3 protein-coding genes are annotated in these 1,105 nt (G+C 44.2%); all 3 read left to right on the top strand.

Going from position 1 to position 1,105, the window contains the following annotated elements; all coding sequences use genetic code 11:
• Nucleotides 1-389: single-stranded DNA-binding protein (locus A2F46_RS12200; protein WP_082783694.1), on the top strand; the 389-nt coding region annotated here is incomplete at its 5' end.
• A 10-nt stretch (nucleotides 390-399) separates the two neighbouring features.
• A complete protein-coding gene (locus A2F46_RS11670) occupies nucleotides 400-771 on the top strand; it encodes a hypothetical protein (protein ID WP_066570633.1) in 372 nt (123 codons plus the stop codon).
• Nucleotides 768-1,105 (top strand): transglycosylase SLT domain-containing protein (locus tag A2F46_RS11665; protein WP_369796346.1); only part of this gene is annotated, 338 nt, incomplete at its 3' end. The genes A2F46_RS11670 and A2F46_RS11665, both read left to right, overlap by 4 nt.

The following is a 1,105-nucleotide window of genomic DNA, read 5'->3' as shown; positions in this document are numbered from 1 at the left end:
TTGCTAATTTCTCCATTGCTACTGATGAGCAATGGAAAGATCGCAATGGTGCGCGTCAAAAAAGAACCGAATGGCACAACATCACGTCATTCGGGAAATTAGGGGAGATTGCCGGTCAATACCTTAAAACAGGGAGCTTAGTATTCATCGAAGGACGGATCCAAAGCCGAAAATATCAGGGTAAAGATGGCGTGGAGAAAATAGCTTACGGCATCATCGCTAATGAATTGAAGATGCTAGGCAACAGCAGTAAAGAAACTTCTTCTCCACCCAAAAATACCGTTTCTCAACTAAGTTCTAATCAATATTTGGCAGCCAGTACAGGCTCAACAGCACATCAACAATATCCAGTACCTGCCAGCCATCTTGATGATGGCCCCCCTTTTTGAAGGAACGCTTATGTTTAACAAAACAAATCTACATGCCACTATTGAAAGTGATGACCAGGCAATTCCGCAATTTCTTCATCTATTGCATACCGGTAACTGGATAAAGTTATACCACCGTGGTTTGGCCTCAGAAAACATTGGACCTCCGTTCATTTCTTCCAGCAAGCCTACCGATTCCGACTTAGCCTCAGCCGGACTTGGCCCAGCCGTAATGATAAGTACTGCGGCCATTGTTAGCTGGCATGAAGCAAGACAATTAACGGGGGTTGTTGTGGTTCAGTTCAATGAAGGTTCTCATGATATTAGCTTCGATTACCGTACTTACTATTGGCCAGGAAATATTGATGAATTCCTAGCTGTTTTGAAAGGAGGAAATCAGTGAACACTAAATTATCACTACTACTCTTTATTCCCGCAGTTGCTACCGCCGCACCTACGGTTCCAAGTGTGGTTACCATCCCGCCTGTTTCACAACAGGTATCCAACGTCCTCAATTTCAATCAGTTGGCCAAACAATGTGCACCTGGTGTACACCACAACACGTTACAAGCCATAGCTCGGGTTGAGAGTGGGTTTAATCCTTACGCGATTGGAGTTGTGAAAGGAGCACTAATAAAACAACCGACAACCTATGCGGAAGCAGTTGCAGCAGCTAAATCACTCCACGCCCAAGGAAAGAATTTCAGCATGGGCTTAGTTCAAGTCAATAAAAAGAA

Source organism: Snodgrassella sp. CFCC 13594 (assembly GCF_001590725.1).
Taxonomy (GTDB): domain Bacteria; phylum Pseudomonadota; class Gammaproteobacteria; order Burkholderiales; family Neisseriaceae; genus Snodgrassella.
The sequence above is the reverse complement of the archived record's forward strand: the minus strand, read 5'-3'. Positions and strand labels throughout refer to the sequence as shown.

Coding starts and splice junctions, on each gene's coding strand:
- A2F46_RS11670 (WP_066570633.1), top strand. CDS start 400: ATGTTTAACAAAACAAATCTACATGCCACTATTGAAAGTGATGACCAG.